This is a genomic window from Streptomyces roseifaciens, from assembly GCF_001445655.1.
GTDB classification, from domain to species: Bacteria; Actinomycetota; Actinomycetes; order Streptomycetales; family Streptomycetaceae; genus Streptomyces; species Streptomyces aureoversilis.
The window spans coordinates 1,203,946-1,218,843 of the sequence record NZ_LNBE01000003.1 but is presented as its reverse complement, the minus strand read 5'-3'; the positions used below and the strand labels follow the sequence as shown (position 1 = coordinate 1,218,843).

The window sequence follows — 14,898 nt, the reverse complement described above, 5'->3', positions numbered from 1 at the left end:
CAGAGCGGCGAGGATCCGATAGATCCGATACCGCTACCGCCTGATCGCACACCGATGTCACCCCGCAGGAAGACACCCAGCATGAGTTCAGCGTTTCGCAGACCACCCGGATGGGCCAGACGCCCTGTGGCGACACTGACCGCGCTGGTGACGGCAGCGGTCGGCGCGATCGTCGCGGTGGCCCCGTCCGCGCCGGCCGCACCCGATAACCCGTCCCGTCCCTTCACCACGAACAACATGTACGGCAGCGACGGCGGGCGGAAATGGAATTCCGAGGTGGGGCCGCTCGCCGAGCGGTACCCGGTGGTGGCGCTTCAGGAGGCGGGCTCGGGGCCGCCGCCGGTGCCCCTTCAGTACAACGACAGCCGGACCATCCCCATCCCCGGGCCTCAGCCGCACCCGAACATGCCCATGACCGTGAACCGGTCGCCGTGGGAGTACAACGGCCGCTTCCACACGGTGTACTTCCTGGAGACCCACGTCGAGCGGCCTGCCCCGACCAGCCCCCTGACGTGGGGCGGCGGGCGGAACAACCTTGCCGTCGTGACGCAGGAACACGCCGACGAGGTACGGGTGGTCAACAACCCCGTCTTCAACGCGAACTCGACGAACAACGACTACCGTGCCCGCCGCGCCCTGGGCGTCCGGCTCGGCAACACCGTCTACTACAACATCCACGCCCGCGGCAACGACACCCCGCAGCTTCTCGCCGCGATCCGGGCCGACGTCCGCCCGGGCGAGAACTACGTCATCCTCGGCGACTACAACCGCAACATCGCCGGCCAGCCCATCAACACCGCACGCACCATAGTCACCGCCGATCCCAGTGAGTTCCTCGCCCGGCCCGACCGGCCCACCCACCAGAACGGCGGCGAGATCGACTACGCCCTCATGCGCGGCACCCCGCGCATGGTGGCCACCATCCCGGCCGGACGCGGCTCGGACCACGCCCCGGTCGAGTTCAACCCACCGGCCGTGCCGCCACCTCCGCCGCCGGGCCGACGCCCCGCGGTCACCGCCCACATGTCGCTGATCAACGTGGCCACCGGCAATGCCGTGGAGACGCTCCCCGCCTCCAGGCGGGTCATCGCCCAGCGGGAGAACTTCAGGCGCCCGACTCAGGTCTTCGCCACCGCCACGGACAAGGGCTACTGGTACTCCTTCGGACCGACCCCACGGGGAGGACCGGGAGCCCGGAGCGCGGGTGGCACGAGCGATCGGAACACGGCCGCCGACGACCGCTGCCCAGGGATCAACCTGTCCACGGAGAGCGAGATCACCATGATCCTCTGCAGCGACCCGCGTGCCCAGTGGCACCCCGAGGACCCCGCGGTCGACGTCGACGAAGAGGCCGACAGCGAGGAGGGCGGCCCCGTGCGCTGGCGCAACGCGGCCTACCCGGCCCTGTGTCTGGCCGTCGAGACCCAGAGGCCCGGGCCCATGCGCGGCCGTGCCTGCGCCGACGGTGACCAGCAGCTGTGGTACCAGAAGTCCCGCAACGTCCGGCCCCGCGAATGGGACGGGCCCTCGACACAGAACCAGCGCCTGCTGGCCCCCAACGGCTCCATACTGCGCACCGAGGCAAGCGGTACCGGCGACCGGACCAACCTCGTCATCCAGCAGAGCGATTCCCCCAACAACCAGCAGCGGTGGTACTTCCAGTACACCGACTACAGCGACAACCTGGTCCGGCTGATCGACCTCCGCAGCGGCAAGTGCATGGACGTCCGTGCCAGCGATCACGCCCGCCCCGGAGACCCATCAGTGGTCTTCCGCTGCCAAGACCCCCGGACCAACAACGACAACACCGGCCGGCGCTGGCGCGCGGAGACCGATCAATCCGGCAGGATCCGCTTCCGCAACGAGGCGACCCATCTCTGCCTCACTGCCCCCAAGGCGGCAGACGGAACGCCCAGCGCCGAGGGCAGAGTCACCGTGGACGAGTGCTCGGCGAGTTCCGTCTCCCTGCAGTGGTGGTCGCGGGGCTACTGACGACCCCGATCACCCCTTGGCCAAAGTCGCAGGGGGCACCCCCGCGGCACCGAGCGGGGGCTACTTGGCCAGGTAGCCCCCGTCGACCACATGGTCGCTGCCCGTGACGTACGCCGCGTCGTCGGAGACCAGGAACGCTATGAGGGCGGCGACCTCGGTCGGCTGGGCGGTGCGCCGCAGGGGAAGGGAGCTGAGGAGAGCGTCGGTGGCATGGGCCGGCAGTTCGGCGAGCAGGGGCGTGTCCACGATGCCTGGTGAAACGGACAGGACGCGCACTCCGTGGTCGGCGTATTCGCGGGCCGCGGTCCGGGTGAGGGCGAGGACGCCCTGCTTGGCGGCAGCGTAGGCGGCGTGGCCGCGGAAGCCCGAATGGGCCGCTATGGAGGCAAGGTTGACGATCACGCCGCCCGTGGGGGCGATCGAGGCGAGCTGGCAGCGCAGGGCGTGGAAGACGCCGTAGAGGTTCACTTTCATCACGGTGTCGAAGTCGGCCGGCGAAAGGTCGGCCAGTGGGTTCAGAGGGCCCATGACGCCGGCGCTGTTGACCGCGATGCGCAGGCCGCCGCGCAGGTTGGCGGCTTCCGCGACGACGAGGCCGACGCTGTCCGGGTCGGTGACGTCGATCCGGCGGGGCAGGGCGGCGCCACCTGCCGTGGTGATCTGCCCGGCCACCCGCCGCGCGCCGTCCTCGTCGAGGTCCGCGACCATCACCATGGCGCCCTCCGCGGCCAGTCGTTCCGCGCACGCGGCACCGATCCCGGAGGCGCCGCCGATGACCAGGGCGACCCGGTCGCGCAGCCGACCGGGCTGCGGGACCGGGTCGGCCGACGGTTGTGCGTGCGCCGGCGTGCGCGTCTCCTTGTCGATCATGTGTGGCTCCTCGCCATCGCAACGGGGTCGGATCAGGACGGGCGGGCATGGGCTGTGAGTGGCAGGCGGTCCGGCCGCAGGACGGTGCCGACCAGCGGCCGTACGGGGGTGGAGTCGGCCGGTGTCAGGCGTCGGTGGGCGGTGAACGCGGCCAGCGCCATGGTCAGTTCGGTCCAGGCGAAGTCCTCGCCGACGCACAGTCGGCTGCCCGCCCCGAAGGGCAGGTAGGTGTGGCGTGGCGCCTTCGCCGCACCCTGGGGTGGCCAGCGTTCGGGCTCGAAGTGGTCCGGGTCCTCGTACAGCTGCGGATCGCGGTGCAGTGCGTAGGGGCTGAAGAACACCTCCGAGCCCGGGGAGAGCTGTACGCCGCCGAGGGCGACCGGCCGCAGCGTGCGGCGCATCAGCAGCCACGACGGCGGGTGCAGCCGCATCGCCTCGGTCAGTACTTGTCGGGTGTAGACCAGTGCGGGCAGGTCGTCGAAGCCGGGGGGACGTCCGGCGAGAGCTGTGTCCAGCTCGTCGTGGATCCGTCGTTGGACGTCGGGGCGACGGGAGATCTCGTACAGCGCCCAGGCCAACGCCGCGCTGACGGTACCGGTCCCGGCGAGGAAGAGCGTGATCAGTTCGTCGGTCACCTCGGCATCGGTCAGGGCGCCGTCCGGGCCGCCGGCGAGCAGGAGCATCGACAGCAGGTCGCCCCGGTCCTGGCCCGCGGCGCGGTACGCCCCGATGATCCGTTGCTGGACGGCCACAAGGCGGCGCAGCGGGCCGGCGTCGGGCGGCCGCCATCCGGGCAGCAGCGGGAGGCGTTCCGCCCAGGCGTTGAGCGGGGACAGGGCGAGGCGCATCGAGTGGTACTTGACGGACAGCCAGTCTTCGACGGCGGTGTGCAGCTCGGGGTCCTGGGGGTCCGCGAAGAGGGTGCGGAGCAGGATGTCGAGGGTGAGGCGGTGGATCTCCGGCACCAGATCGACCGTGGTTCCGGGCTTCCAGGCGGCGGCCCGGGCCAGGGAGCGTTCGGACATGACGTGGGCGTAGCGGGCGATCCGGGCGTGGTGGAAGGCGGGCTGAACCAGTCGGCGGTGGCGGAGGTGACGGTCGCCTGCGGCAGTGATCAGGCCGTCGCCGAGCGGTACGCGCAGCGCGTCGAACATCGCGCCCTTGTCGAAGGAACGTGCCTGGGAGGTCAGCACCTCCCGGACGATGTCCGGGGAGTTGACGACATGGACCGGACGCGGGCCGATGTAGATCCTCGTCACCGGTCCGTACTGCCGCAGCCCGCGGACGAACCGCAGCGCGTCGCGGTGGAGCCGTGCGGCGTGCCCGGCCAGCGGCACCCGGCCGGGGACGACGGGAGCTTCGAGGGGGAAACGTTCCGGCACCCTGTCGGGCCGCACGGGTCAACCCTCCTTCAGCACTCGGGCGGCGCCCAGGCGGCGCTGCCCGGCGAAGAGGCCGCCCGCGGCGAAGGCCTGGGTGTGGGTCGGGTAGTGGGTGAGCAGCGGTCGTGGACCGTACATGAGGGGGACGCCCGGCCAGGTGCCGTCGGCGCGCTGGGTCTCCACGAGGTAGGTGAGCCCCTCGGCCCAGTGGTTCGCGTCGTGGAGGCCGCCGCGTTCCAGGGCCGCGAGCGCCAGGCCGGTGGCGGCGGGAACGCTGGGGCCGCCCGGCTCGACGGGCCAGCCTCCGTCGGGATTACGGGTCTCGGCGAGCGTCCTGGCGGCGGGGTGCCCGGCCACGGGTGCTGCCGCGGCGTCGAGGGCGGGCAGGACCTCTGCCGTGGCGTACGGCAGGCCCCGGTACCACCCGGCGTGCCAGCGCCCCTGGGTGCCGAGGCGCTCGGTGAGCCAGCGGCGTGCCGCGGCCGGCCGTACCCGGTGACGGCCGGAGTGGCGGTCAAGGGCAGTGACGACATGGGCGATCACATCGTCCACCGGAGGGTCCCCGGCGGACTGCCAGGTCCGCCACAGTCCGTCGGACGTCTGCTGCCCTGCCAAGTGACGTAATCCGGCCCCGATCGTCGTGCCGGGCACACCGCGCGGGCCGCCCAGCGCGATCAGGACGGCCGCGGTGGTGTCGTTGTCGGACTCGACGCCCGAGCGGTACGGCCAGCCGCCGTCCGGGTTCTGCGCCGCGACCAGGAACGCGACGGCGGCGGGCAGGCCGCGGCGGCCGAAGACCGGTGCGCCGTGAAAGGCGCGTACGGTCAGCGCGGTGTCCCATACGTCGCTGGTGGGGAAGCGCCAGGTTCCGTCGGGGAGTTGGCTGGTGATCAGGTGCTGTGCGGCGCTGCGGGCGGCGGCTGTGCCGGGGGCCGCGGCCTGGAGTGCGAGCGCCGCGAGAGCGGTGGTGACCGGGTTGGCGAAGAAGTCGCCCGCCGGAGACTGTTCGTCGGCGATCACGCGGGTGGCGTGCCGGGCAGCCGACTGGTTGCCGAAGTGGGTCTCCACCAGAGCGTGCGCGGACCAGAGCTCCACCCGGGTCCAGCGCTTGAGGCGCCCCGGGGCCGCGAGTTCGGAGGCCAGGAGTGCGCGCAGCGCGGCGGGCCCGGTGCCGCCGCGGGTCGCTCTGCCGGCGTGCAGGGCGATGGCCTGGAGCAACCGGGCGCGGGCCGACAGCGCCCGGTCCGTGAAGGAGGGGTGGCTCACGTCTATGTGATCGCCGGTCTCCAGAGCAAGCGAAAGCAGCGCGGCCTCCACGGCGTGGGCCACCGGATGGTGGCCCTGCGGGGCGGCGCCGCCCGCAAGCCAGACCCTGCCCCGCTCGGCCGCCCGGTGGGCGCCGGGGTGTGGTGAGCGAGCCAGGGTCAACGTGCACAGGGCGGTCTCGGTGATGCGCGCGGCGGGGGCGGCGAGCCAGGAGCCGTTGCGCCGCTGGGTGGCGAGGACGTGCTGGGTGGCGAGGTCGAGCGCACGGTTCACGCGGGGTGCGAGCGTGGGCGACAAGCGCGTGTCCGGCGTAGGCGACAAGGACGGTAAGGGCGGTAAGGGCGATGAATTCGCGTCCGGGATGGACGGTATCGGGCATTCTGTCGACATCAGGCCTCAATCCTTCGCGTTCCGCTGGATCCGTTGCGACTGCGTACGGGGGACGCGGGTGGCTCGTAGGCGTGGTTCGCCGCCCGGCGCGTACGTAGCCTGAATGGCGTGGACACTTCGCTACCGACCGGCCACCCACCCACGGACATCGTCTCCGTAGCGGACACATGCTCCGCCGCGTTGCAGAACATGCCGCGGCTGGAGATCTGGCTCAAAGGGCACGGGCTGCCCATGGACCCCGCGCTCGTTCCACTGATGTGTCTTCAGACAGCGTTCATGACACCCTGGTTGCCCTCGGAGTCCTGCTACCAGATCTCCCGGCTCATGGTCTGGCTGATGGCGATCGACAACGTCCTGGACGCACCGGACCAGGCAGGGCCGGGAGAGAGCGCGGCCCGCGTCCGGTCCTGGCACCAAGTCCTCGCGGGACGCGCCGATCGCGACAGCAACCGCGGCTGCCGCAGCGACGATCCGATGGCCCGTGCTCTGGCGGAGATCGCCTCAGACCTGCACCGCAGCGGCCGACCAGAACTCCTCGCCCTCTGGCGGGAAAGCATGCATCAGACCCTCGTCGGCATGCAGCACGAAAGCACAGCGGCCCGGGCCGCGGACGCCGGTGGCGCTGTGCCACAGCTGACCGACTACCTGCGGCACGGCGCCTGGACCATCGGCGTCGAACAGCAGGTCACCGCCCTGTGGACCCTTCTGGACGAACCGGATCTGCCACGGCGGCTCCCCGTACTGCGCGGCGCGCTGCGCGAGGGCGCCATCGCGATTCGTCTGCTCAACGACCTGCGCGGCCACCACCGGGAACAGTCCGAGGGAAAGGCCGACGCGCTCGCCATCGGCCTGAGTGAGCAAGAGGCGCACGACCGTGCCGAGGCGGGGCTGGAAAGCTGCCGACGCGCCCTGGCTCCGCTCAGCTCGGCCGGGTACGGTTCCGCGGTGGCGCTGGAGCGGGTGGTGCTCTGGCACGCGCGGATGTACCACCGCTTCGACCCTGTACGGCCCGGCAGGGCGGCCTCTCGCCTGCCGGGCGGAGCGGGCGGCGCCACGGACACCCGGCACACACCGTCCGTCCCCCGGCCAAGGGAGATCCCGCCCATGAGCATCCAACGCGTCGTGCAGGAAGTTCTGGACATCATCACGTCCGCAGGGGAGTGCGACAACGCACGACTTGCGGAGCTTTTCGACCGGCTCGAACCGGTCGACACCGACCTCCTCATCGGCACCTGGCGGGGCGGCGGGTTCGAGCACACCAGCGAGAACGCCGCGCTGCTCGCGAAGATGCGGTGGTACGGCAAGCGGTTCGCCTCTCCCGGCCAGGTGGAACCGCTGCTCTGCCGCGACGAGGAGGGGAACGTCTTCTCGTACGAGGAAATGGGCCTCGCGACGCTCCACGAGGTCGTCTACCGCGGCAAGCAGTCCACGGCGATGGTCTATGACCAGTTACCCATCATCGACCACTTCCGGCGGCTCACCGACGATGTGCTGCTGGGCTTGATGGACAAGAAGGGAGCGCCCGCGGACTTCTACTTCCACCTCACCCGCGTACCGGTCCCGGCGCCCCGGCCGCCCGGCCACGGCGGGTAGCCGACCGGGACCGCTCGGCGCTGTGCACTGCTCCTCTCGCCGGAGCGCATCGAGGCCGGCGGCGCGGTCGGTGTCCGACTCAGTGCACCCTCGCCGTACGCCCCGGCCACCACCCCCGAGGCGGGCGAGGGGGCCGGGATCACCGACGTCGCCCGTCGGCTCGCGGCCACGCTAAGTCCGGCGACCGCGCCGCAGCGACACCGAATCCGTGCCTGAACAGCGGCAACTCAAGGCTCATATCCGGAAGGACAACGGCTTCTGACGCCAAAGTCGTCGTGGCCACCGCCCGGCCGGCCCACCCACCCGCCCACCCGCAGCCTTCTGCAACACGCTTTACTGCGGGACACGGAAGTGCGGGATGACCTTGGCGCCCCACTGCCGAATCGTCTCCAGACACACGCTGTGAGGGACGGTCCCCATCTGGACCAGGCAGATCACTTCGTCCGCTCCCGCGTCCGCCAGTTCCTCAACACGCATCACCGCCATATCCGCCGTACCGTAAGGGTGGTCGGTGTTGTACGCGGTAACATACTCGGGCCGCAAAGCGACTCCGCAGGCAGCGATCTCGTCCAGGACTGCCTGCTTCTTCCTGCTGAGAGCCTGCTGTCCGTCGATGGCCGGGTCCTCATGAAAAGGGGCGGGTGCGACTCTGGAGTGGCCTCGGGAAGATCTCTCCGGGGCCGATGTCGAGGGAACCATGCCATTCGAACCGCTCCGTCCGCTCCGTTTTCCAGATTCCCGTGATGATCTCCAGTGCTTCCCGCACCTGTTGGCGCGCGGTGTCCGGATCCACTCCGTACAGGGCCAGCTCTTGCCGGCTTCCGCCGTGTCCGGCGCCGATGTCGAGGCGTCCGCCGGAGAGCACGTCGAGCATCGCGGTGCGCTCGGCGACGCGCACCGGATGCTGATATCCGAACGGCAGGGTGACGACTCCGTGACCGATCCGGATACGGGACGTCCGTGCGGCTACCCAGGTCAGGAAGATCTCGGACGTACTCATGTGTGAGTACCCCTTGAGTCCGTGGTGCTCCACAGCCCAGACGCGGTCGAACCCGGCCTCTTCGGCGAGTACCGCCTGTTCGACGGAGTCCCTCAGCATCTGCTCGGCGCCGCGGGGCATCTGCGGGCCATGCTGGCGTGGCTGGCCGCCGCCCAGGGAGACGCCGACACCTGCCGCGCCCTGGCGGCGGAATGCCTGAAGGTGGCCGTCGCCAGCCGCATTGCCTCCGCGGTGACGCTCGGGCACTGGGCACTGGGCCTGAACGCCCTGGCCGACGGGCAGCCCAGGCGTGCCGTCCGCCTGTTGGGCGAGGTCTGCGCTCCTGGAGGCACCGCAGGCCACTTCATGCTGGGCGCGCTGGTGCTGCCGGACTTCGTGGAGGCATGCGTGCGAGCCGGAGAGCCGCAGCGGGCACGCGAGGCCCTGCACTGTGCGGGGGCGCGGTTTCTCCACGACGGTGACGGGCCGCTCGGCGCGGCCCGTCACCGGTGTCACGCGCTGCTCGCCGAGGACAACGAGGCCCAAGCGCTGTTCACCGCCGCTTTGGAGGCCCGCCCGCTCGCCGCGTTCGACGCCGGTCGCACCCGTCTCCTCTACGGCGAGTGGCTGCGCCGCTGCCGCCGGGTCAGGGCGGCCCGGGAGCAACTGCGCCGGGCTGAGAACGAGCTGCGCGGCATCGGCGCCACGCCGTGGGCGGACATGGCCCGCAGGGAGCTGCGCGCCGCGGGCGCCACCCTCCCCGCGCAGTGTCCGGCACCGGCCCTCCCCGGCAACGCGCTCCTGACCGCCCGGGAACTACAGGTCAGCAGGCTCGCTGCGCAGGGGCTCAGCAACGCGGAGATCGCCGAGCGGCTCTTCCTGAGCCCCGGACCGTCAGCTACCACCTGTACAAGGTGTTTCCCAAGCTCGGTATCACGTCGAGGGCCCAGCTGTACGCGATGCTCGGCTGACTGCGCCGCCCGCCGGGCTCCATGTGGGGAGGTGGGAGTCGTGTCGAGTCGAGTGCAGCCTGCAGACCGAGCGCGGCCGGGCCGATGCCGAGTAGCGGCCGAGAGGATGCACAGTGCCCTGGCGGGGCCTCAGTCGCCAGGGGCAACCGGCTCGGGGGCGGCGTCGAGTGCATCGAGTACTGCGTCGCCGTTCGCCCTCGCCCACTCGGTCAGCATGTGGATCGGATCGATGAGCGTCGCCCCGAGCGGGGTGAGCTCGTACTCGACGCGGGGCGGCACCTCGGCGTAGGCGTGGCGGCGGACGAGTCCGTGCGCCTGGAGCCGTCGGAGCGTCTGGGTGAGCATCTTGCGGGAGATGCCGCCGATCAGCTTGATGAGCTCGCCATGGCGTACTGGGCCCTTGCTGAGGCCGTAGAGCACGACCACCGTCCATTTGTCGGCGATGAGCTCGACCGCCAGACGGGCCGGACAGTCGGCGAGAAAGGGATCGCCGGGGCCGAAACCGCTCATGGCGCCAAGGGTACCTGCCGGTTCCTATCGGATACCTAGCCTGGATTCTCTCCCCCTTCCCTTCCCTTCCTCCCCTTCCTTCCCAAGCCAGGAGAGTCATGCGAGTCATCACCCAGCAGACGCTCGGCGGTCCCGAGGTCCTCACCATCGTGGACGTGCAGGAGCCCCGGCCCCTCCCGACCGAGGTTCTCGTCCGCGTCAAGGCGATCGGGCTGAATCCGCTGGAGGCGCGCCTGCGTGCCGGTGAGTTCCCGCTGATCGGCCGGCCGCCGTTCATCCTCGGGTGGGACATCAGCGGCGTGGTCGAGGATGCGCCGGGGACGTGGCGGTTCAGGCCCGGCGACGAGGTGTTCGGGATGCCGCTGTTCCCGCGGGCGGCGAGCGCGTACGCCGAGGTCGTGTCGGCGCCGGCGTTGCACCTGGTACGCAAGCCGGCGTCGCTCTCGCACGTCGAGGCGTCGGCGCTGCCGATCGCCGGGCTGACGGCGTGGCAGGGCCTCGTCGACCTCGGCGGCGTGACCGAGGGCGACCGCGTCCTGGTCCACGGCGGTGGTGGCGGGGTCGGTCACGTCGCGATCCAGATCGCGAAAGCGCTCGGCGCGCACGTGATCGCGACCGCCGGCGGGGCCAAGCGGAAGTTCGTCGAGGGGTTCGGCGCCGACGAGGTGATCGACTACACGGCGGTCGACTTCACCGAGGCGGTCCGCGACATCGACGTCGTGCTCGACACGGTCGGCGGCGACACCGCCGAGCGGTCGCTCGAAGTGCTCCGCCCAGGCGGCCACCTGGTGACCGCGGTCGCCGAGGAAGATGCGGAGCTCGCCGCCACGTACGAGGCGGCCGGCATGCGATTCAGCGGCATCGCGGTCGACCCCGATCCGGTCGCCCTGCGAGGTCTCGTCGAACTCGCCGAACAGGGCAGGCTCCGGGTCCACGTGCAGGAGACGTTCCCGTTCGAGCGCGTCGCCGACGCGCACCGGCTGCTCGATGGCGGTCACCTCCGGGGAAAGCTCGTGCTCACCGTCTGATCCCGTCGTGGGGCCTCGCGTGAGCGCGGCTCCACTCATGAACGGCTGGTGACTCGCGCCTGTGACAACCCGGCAAGGGGCACACCTGCCGCTACCGCGAACACGACTTCCGCGAATGCCAGGTCGTTCGAGCACGAGCAAGTGTGTACGGCCCGGCCTCATGCCCGGTGCCGGGGCCGGCACGGCGCGCCCCGGCAGCACGGGGCGTCCGGTCGGGAACCGTGGCCAGGCCGGGGCGCGTCTCCCTCCGGGGAGCGTGGAAGGGACGCCCATGAGCATGGACCCACCCCGACCGCCCGGGCGGCCGCCAAACGGCGGGCCGCGGCCCGCGGGCGACCCGCCACAGCCGTACACGCCGCTGTGGCGACGGCTGCGTGAGGACGAATGGCCGCCGTTGGGTGAGGTGTTGAAGGGGCGGCGGGAGCACATGCGCCCCGGGGTGTTGCTGGTGCTGCTCCTCCCGTTCCTGTGGTGGCTGACCCTGCCGCTGCTGGTCGGCTACCAACTGGCCCGTACGTCACGCCGTATGGCGCGCCGGATCTTCCCCGTACGCCCGGAAGGGTACATCGAGGATCCCGAGGCGCTCCGGGTGCAGCGGGTGCGGGCCTGGGTGGCCCTCGTCGTTTCGGGGGTGCTGCTGGCCGCGTTCGGTGACTGGCAGGACGTGTGGGAGGCGCAGAGACAGCTCCTGGAAGGGGTGTTGTTCGCGCCCTGGCTGGCGCTGTTGAGTGCGGTGGCGGTGGTGGCGCCGCTCTTCTGGGCGGCCAGGCCCGAGACGCGGCGGGCCATGCGGACGCAGCTGTGGCCGGCCGGCCGGTCGGCCCTGTGGTACTTCGGCGCCTGGGTGCTGGTGCCGCTGCTGTTCATGGCGGCGGCCAAGGGGATGGGACTGCTGCCCAGCAGCGCCAACGGACTGTTCGGGCTGCTGCTACGAGTGTCGGTGCTGTTCGTGTGCTGGGCGCCGTTCTGGTGGGTGATCTTCTTCCTCTGCTTCGCCTCCGGCCCGGCGCTGCGCCACGCCTTCAACCTGTCCGCCGTGCACGCGGCGCTGCCCGCGCTGGTCACCACCGTCCTGGTCTGGGCGCTCGCCCTCCGCGGCCTGTCGTCGGGCGGCCTGCCGCCGGGCCCGGTGCCACTCGGGGTCTGCGCGTTCCTCGGTGGCCCGGCGTCGGTGACGGCATTGGCCTGGTGGGAGATCCACCGACTGCGGCAGCGGCACGGGGTGCGGTTGCGGGATTAGCGCCACGGATCTACGACTTCCGTCCGTCGGATCGACACCTGCGACAGGTGAGCCCCGGCAGAAAGCTTCGGCGGGGACCTGTTCCAGGATGAGGCCGGCAGCTGCCGGTGCAGCCAAGTCGAGGCCGGCGAGTTTCACCACGTCGGCTTCGCGTCCGTCGCCTCCGCTCCGGCGCACCCGAGCCGGCTCCCTTGGCAATTGCCTGCCTCGCAGCCGGCGTCGCACCCGCTGCGGCATCGTTTCAAGGCGGTACGACGGCCGTCGTATCTGGCGTTCTCGATGTCGCGTTGACGCTGGTTCAGACCTCGGGCGGTCGCAGTCCCATTGCTACCCCCAGGCCCCGGTCAGCCCGGCCCGGCAGGAGGCGGGTTTCCTCGACGGCGAGCAGCCCGGCCTCGTGGAACCAGCCTGCGTGGGCGGAGGGTCTTCGGGGCAGCCGGCGAGGACGGATTTCAGCTTCAAGCACTCGCTCTCCGGCAAGGGTGTCGGGGTGAGTCAGGATCCAGCCGGCGACCGTGCGCGGAGACGGTATCCCGTTGCCCGCTTTCGAGCCTCATGAGAGCATCAACGTTCAACGGTCCGCCTCCTTTCGTTTACGCTTCGCAACACAAATGAAAGAGTGCGGGCCGTTGCCATGTCCACGGTTTTGAGCAATCCACCAAGATCTGCGAATGGCGGGTACCGTTTGATGTACACAACAGGGCTGACAGAAGCCTGCATCGAGGAGGCGAGCAACATCTTGGTTGCGCCTTCGATGTTGCAAGATCATGACTTGATCAGGGACTTCTTCGGGTCCGTCATCACGCCAGAGGACCTCGCTTCTGGTTCACCCGACCTCGCTCAGAAGACCGTCTACCTGTGTGGGGATATATCCGGGATCAGTGGCCGCCAACTGCATGCGGCTGCCCGGGTATTCGTCATCCGGGACCTATCACACGGTTGCCACGAGGACGTCGACAACCCTTGGGCCCTCGTCGACCTCGGCCGAGTTCCCATCCGCGTACACGGCGTCGGTGTGTACTACCGTCGCTTCTTCGGGCTCGGCGACGATCACTTCGGGCGGATCCGTGCGGAGCACGCGTTCCAGTCCCTGACGGAGTCCACCAAGCCTGGAACAGCCCATCGCAGCGGAATCTATCTGACGCCCGTCACACGAAACGGTGACGAACTACATTTCCGCCTGCTCCGGTGCTCCACGAATCTCTCGGGGCCGACCGAGAGCTTTCGCCTGACCGACACGCGCATCGTCGAGGCTCTGAACCGCGAGGCCGCCACCGTCTTCCGGAACCAGGCACCGCTGAATCACGTCCTCGCTCAGATCTACCACAACACCCTTGCCACGGCCGAGCGTAAGCAGTCCAAGGCCAAGATCTCGGCCCACGCCGACAAGACCAAGGACATGCCTGTCAATGGCCTCATGGCCTTCTGCACCTTCTATGACCGGCTCGACAGGCTGCAGCCCCTGGCCGAAGATGCCTTCGACTACGGTGTGAGGGGTACCAGCGGGCTGGCCAAACTCCATTTCCGCCTCAAGGAACCGACCGGAGAACGCGACGGGGTCGCGCTCCCCCCTCAGTTCACCCTGACTCTCTATCCCGGCTCCGTGTTTTTCATGCCGCTGTCCACCAACCGCCTGTATACGCACGAAATCCGGCCCTCAGCGCTGGACGCCGAGTTGCTCCCGACCCGCCTGGGATACGTGGTGCGCTCTTCGAGCGCCGAAGCCGTTCACAAGAACGGCCACACATTCCTCAAGGTGGGCGGAGACTTGGTGAAGCTGGGACCACCCACGCCGGCCGGCATGAACGAGCTGCGCAGGCTGTACGCCGAGGAGAACAGGACCTCGTCCTTCATTGATTACGGCGACGAATTTCTCTTCAGCATGAACACGGGAGACTACGTTGCCCCCCGCGCCTAGGATCTCGGATGAGGTCCTCTCGTGCGCTTTGCCAACCGAGGAGAATCTCTTTGCGGAGCTGTCCGCGTCGGCTCGTTTCGAAGACGCAGGGAAAGGCCGGCGAGGCGCCGTGCTTACCAAGGTTGGCGAGGCGGGTGGTGTGCCTCTCGTACGCACTACCACTCGATACAGCAGCCCGACGCAGCGCTTCCAGGCGGTGCACGAACGGCTGGCGCAACAGATTCAAGAACGCGCGGCGCTTCCGGTCGGCTTCAACAACGCTCTCATCGAGATCTACACGAACGCTTACACAACCATGGGCAGTCATTCCGACCAAGCCCTCGATCTGGCCAACGAGTCGTTCATCGCCGTCTTCTCCTGCTACCAGCATCCCGAATCGAGCCCGCCGAGGAAGCTGATCTTCGAATCAAAGGGGTCCGGCGCCGAGAAGTTCGAGATCCCCCTCACCCACAACAGCATCGTCGCGTTTTCTGTCGACTCGAATCGGCGACTCCGGCACAAGATCGTACTAGACACGCCCGGCCGGACGGCGGACAACCAATGGTTGGGAGTAACCTTTCGAACGTCAAAGACCTTTGTCCGGTTTCGCGACGGACACGTTTACCTCCCGCAGGGTGCGCGCCTCATATCGGCCGACGATGAGCAGAGGCACGAGTTCTACCGACTGCGGCGCCGTGAGAACAATGAAACGGACTTCATCTACCCTCAACTGACGTACACCGTCAGCGAGAGCGATCTGATGCCGCCCGTCTGACCTTG

General features: G+C 69.7%; 12 protein-coding genes and 1 pseudogene. 7 read left to right on the top strand and 6 right to left on the bottom strand.

Annotated elements, in window-relative coordinates; translation table 11 throughout:
* The first annotated feature begins 126 nt into the window (after positions 1 to 126).
* On the top strand, positions 127 to 1,992 hold the full coding sequence (locus AS857_RS11150; RefSeq protein WP_058042953.1) for an RICIN domain-containing protein: 1,866 nt from the start codon (positions 127 to 129) through the stop codon (positions 1,990 to 1,992).
* 60 nt (positions 1,993 to 2,052) lie between these two features.
* Here AS857_RS11150 and AS857_RS11145 read toward each other — a convergent pair whose 3' ends face one another.
* Genes AS857_RS11145 through AS857_RS11135 form a run of 3 tightly spaced genes read right to left on the bottom strand, consistent with a single transcriptional unit; the run spans position 2,053 to position 5,783 of the window.
* Positions 2,053 to 2,862: an SDR family NAD(P)-dependent oxidoreductase gene (locus tag AS857_RS11145; RefSeq protein WP_079110236.1), complete on the bottom strand. Its 810-nt coding sequence runs from the start codon at positions 2,860 to 2,862 to the stop codon at positions 2,053 to 2,055.
* Between the two features lie 32 nt (positions 2,863 to 2,894).
* Positions 2,895 to 4,259 (bottom strand): cytochrome P450, encoded by a 1,365-nt coding sequence (locus AS857_RS11140; RefSeq protein WP_058042952.1) that lies wholly within the window; start codon positions 4,257 to 4,259, stop codon positions 2,895 to 2,897.
* A gap of 3 nt (positions 4,260 to 4,262) precedes the next feature.
* Positions 4,263 to 5,783: a prenyltransferase/squalene oxidase repeat-containing protein gene (locus AS857_RS11135; protein ID WP_058042951.1), complete on the bottom strand. Its 1,521-nt coding sequence runs from the start codon at positions 5,781 to 5,783 to the stop codon at positions 4,263 to 4,265.
* A gap of 393 nt (positions 5,784 to 6,176) precedes the next feature.
* Here AS857_RS11135 and AS857_RS37440 point away from each other — a divergent pair, with 393 nt between their 5' ends.
* Positions 6,177 to 7,493 (top strand): DUF4334 domain-containing protein, encoded by a 1,317-nt coding sequence (locus AS857_RS37440; protein ID WP_245699768.1) that lies wholly within the window; start codon positions 6,177 to 6,179, stop codon positions 7,491 to 7,493.
* Between the two features lie 333 nt (positions 7,494 to 7,826).
* On the opposite strand, the gene AS857_RS41220 is transcribed toward AS857_RS37440, so the two are convergent.
* Both AS857_RS41220 and AS857_RS41215 read right to left on the bottom strand, forming a co-directional pair.
* Positions 7,827 to 7,970: a hypothetical protein gene (locus tag AS857_RS41220; RefSeq protein WP_245699766.1), complete on the bottom strand. Its 144-nt coding sequence runs from the start codon at positions 7,968 to 7,970 to the stop codon at positions 7,827 to 7,829.
* Between the two features lie 148 nt (positions 7,971 to 8,118).
* Complete coding sequence (locus tag AS857_RS41215) at positions 8,119 to 8,988, bottom strand: LLM class flavin-dependent oxidoreductase (RefSeq protein ID WP_245699764.1); 870 nt, start codon at positions 8,986 to 8,988, stop codon at positions 8,119 to 8,121.
* 204 nt (positions 8,989 to 9,192) lie between these two features.
* Between AS857_RS41215 and AS857_RS41210 the strand changes: the two are divergent.
* A pseudogene (locus AS857_RS41210) lies at positions 9,193 to 9,318 on the top strand (hypothetical protein); the annotation flags it as partial.
* A gap of 254 nt (positions 9,319 to 9,572) precedes the next feature.
* Here the strand turns inward: AS857_RS41210 and AS857_RS11115 are convergent.
* On the bottom strand, positions 9,573 to 9,953 hold the full coding sequence (locus tag AS857_RS11115; RefSeq protein WP_058042948.1) for a winged helix-turn-helix transcriptional regulator: 381 nt from the start codon (positions 9,951 to 9,953) through the stop codon (positions 9,573 to 9,575).
* 98 nt (positions 9,954 to 10,051) lie between these two features.
* Between AS857_RS11115 and AS857_RS11110 the strand changes: the two genes are divergently transcribed.
* The 4 genes from AS857_RS11110 to AS857_RS11095 all read left to right on the top strand — a co-directional run bounded on the left by AS857_RS11110 (position 10,052) and on the right by AS857_RS11095 (position 14,893).
* Positions 10,052 to 10,981: an NADP-dependent oxidoreductase gene (locus tag AS857_RS11110; protein WP_058042947.1), complete on the top strand. Its 930-nt coding sequence runs from the start codon at positions 10,052 to 10,054 to the stop codon at positions 10,979 to 10,981.
* A gap of 403 nt (positions 10,982 to 11,384) precedes the next feature.
* Positions 11,385 to 12,221 (top strand): hypothetical protein, encoded by an 837-nt coding sequence (locus AS857_RS11105; RefSeq protein ID WP_338058264.1) that lies wholly within the window; start codon positions 11,385 to 11,387, stop codon positions 12,219 to 12,221.
* 688 nt (positions 12,222 to 12,909) lie between these two features.
* A complete protein-coding gene (locus AS857_RS11100; RefSeq protein WP_058042946.1) occupies positions 12,910 to 14,139 on the top strand; it encodes a hypothetical protein in 1,230 nt (409 codons plus the stop codon).
* Entirely contained in the window at positions 14,123 to 14,893 is a 771-nt protein-coding gene (locus AS857_RS11095; RefSeq protein ID WP_058042945.1) for an alpha-ketoglutarate-dependent dioxygenase AlkB, read from the top strand. The genes AS857_RS11100 and AS857_RS11095 overlap by 17 nt, the downstream gene beginning before the upstream one ends.
* Positions 14,894 to 14,898 lie beyond the last annotated feature (5 nt).

What these genes read in the sequence shown, in the direction of transcription:
- AS857_RS11145 (WP_079110236.1), bottom strand. Translation starts at nt 2,862, where the DNA reads ATGATCGACAAGGAGACGCGCACGCCGGCGCACGCACAACCGTCGGCC.
- AS857_RS37440 (WP_245699768.1), top strand. Translation starts at nt 6,177, where the DNA reads ATGACACCCTGGTTGCCCTCGGAGTCCTGCTACCAGATCTCCCGGCTC.
- AS857_RS41220 (WP_245699766.1), bottom strand. Translation starts at nt 7,970, where the DNA reads ATGCGTGTTGAGGAACTGGCGGACGCGGGAGCGGACGAAGTGATCTGC.
- AS857_RS11115 (WP_058042948.1), bottom strand. Translation starts at nt 9,953, where the DNA reads ATGAGCGGTTTCGGCCCCGGCGATCCCTTTCTCGCCGACTGTCCGGCC.
- AS857_RS11110 (WP_058042947.1), top strand. Translation starts at nt 10,052, where the DNA reads ATGCGAGTCATCACCCAGCAGACGCTCGGCGGTCCCGAGGTCCTCACC.
- AS857_RS11100 (WP_058042946.1), top strand. Translation starts at nt 12,910, where the DNA reads ATGTACACAACAGGGCTGACAGAAGCCTGCATCGAGGAGGCGAGCAAC.